The organism is Phytoactinopolyspora endophytica (genome assembly GCF_004138495.1).
Taxonomy (GTDB): Bacteria; Actinomycetota; Actinomycetes; order Jiangellales; family Jiangellaceae; genus Phytoactinopolyspora; species Phytoactinopolyspora endophytica.
Genome location: NZ_ML142865.1, coordinates 112,115 through 113,658 on the forward strand (window position 1 = coordinate 112,115; position 1,544 = coordinate 113,658).

General features: G+C 70.4%; 2 protein-coding genes and 1 pseudogene. All 3 read left to right on the top strand.

The window, feature by feature from the left end:
* A pseudogene (locus ELR45_RS39195) lies at positions 1 to 362 on the top strand (dioxygenase family protein); the annotation flags it as partial.
* Positions 352 to 948, top strand: a complete 597-nt coding sequence (gene pcaG / locus ELR45_RS26585; RefSeq protein WP_129669016.1) for a protocatechuate 3,4-dioxygenase subunit alpha — start codon at positions 352 to 354, stop codon at positions 946 to 948. The pseudogene ELR45_RS39195 and the gene pcaG, both read left to right, overlap by 11 nt.
* Before the next feature lie 174 nt (positions 949 to 1,122).
* The coding region (locus ELR45_RS39200) for a lyase family protein (protein ID WP_205857327.1) at positions 1,123 to 1,544 on the top strand (422 nt) is incomplete at its 3' end.

Consider the following 1,544-nt stretch of genomic DNA (forward strand, 5'->3'; position numbering starts at 1 on the left):
GGGTGGGCCGGTGTCTCACCGACGACGACGGCCGCTACCGGTTCGTCACCGTCAAGCCGGGGGCGTACCCGTGGCGCAACCATGACAACGCATGGCGTCCTTCCCACATCCACTTCTCCCTGTTGGGCCGGGCGTTCACACAGCGGCTGATCACCCAGATGTACTTCCCCGACGACCCGTTGTTCTTCCAGGACCCGATGTGGAACTCGGTCCGCGACGAGAAGGCCCGGCAGCGGATGCTGTGCCACTACGACCACACCGCGACTGCGCCGGAGTGGGCGCTGGCGTTCCAGTTCGACATCGTTCTGCGAGGCCCGCAGGCCAGCGTCTTCGAGGACGAGGAGCACGACGATGACGAGTGATCAGAGTGTGGCGACCGGCGCGGGGCGGCTGGGCGTGACGCCGTCGCAGACCGTGGGGCCGTACCTGCATATCGGGCTGCCCTGGGACGACGGGCCATACGTCGTGCCTGAAGGGACGCCCGGCGCGGTGTGGATCACCGGCACGGTGTACGACGGGGCCGGTCAGGCGATGCCGGACGCGCTGGTGGAGACGTGGCAGGCCGATCCCGACGGCCGCTTTGACCACCCGGACGACCCGCGTGGAGCGGTGCCGTCGTCGGTGGCCGGCTTCCGGGGGTTCGGACGCAGCGCGACCGACGCCACCGGGCGGTACCGGATTCTCACGGTCAAGCCGGGCGCGTTGCCGTCCCCGGACGGAGCAACCGAGGCCCCGCACATCGATGTCACGGTGCTCGGGCGCGGCATGCTCGACCGCGTAGTGACGCGGATCTACTTCCCGGACGAGGAGGCGAACGCGGCGGATCCGGTGCTGTCCGCCGTACCGGCCGATCGGCGTGGCACGCTGGTGGCGGAGCGTGACAGCGATGCGCTGCGTTTCGACATCAGGATCCAGGGCGACTCAGAGACAGTCTTCTTCGCTGTGTGATCGGTCTGGGAGGACCATCCTGCGGCAGGAATCTCCCGGCGGCCGGTTGCGTCTAGCATGTCGGACTCGGCCAGTCGGTGGCCCGGTTGGGCTTGAGCCGGGAGATCCCTGCTCCAGGATGTTCCTTCACCGGCGCTCACCCGAACGGGTGGCACTATTCGATGAGGAGGTGCGATGGCAGGGCTGCTCGACGCGCTGGACGGCGACCCGGCGGTTGACGCCGCCGTCGGCGACGTGGCGTTGGTCCGGGCGATGCTCGACGTGGAGGCCGCGCTGGCCCGCGCCGTCGCACAGGCCGGGCTGGTCCCGGTGAAGGCGGCCGAGGCCGTCGCCGCGGCGGCGACGGCGCTCGAGGTCGACGCCGATGATCTCGGCCGGCGTGCGGTGCCCGCCGGCAACCCTGTCGTTCCGTTGGTGCGGGACCTCGCCGCCGCGGTCCCCGATGATGCTCAAGATGCCCTCCATCGCGGAGCGACCAGCCAGGATGTGCTGGACACAGCGCTACAACTGGTGGCGCGCCGGGCCATGGAACCGTTGGCCAGGCACCTGGTCGCGGCCGGTGACGCCGCCGCCCGGCTGGCGGCGGAGCACCGGGA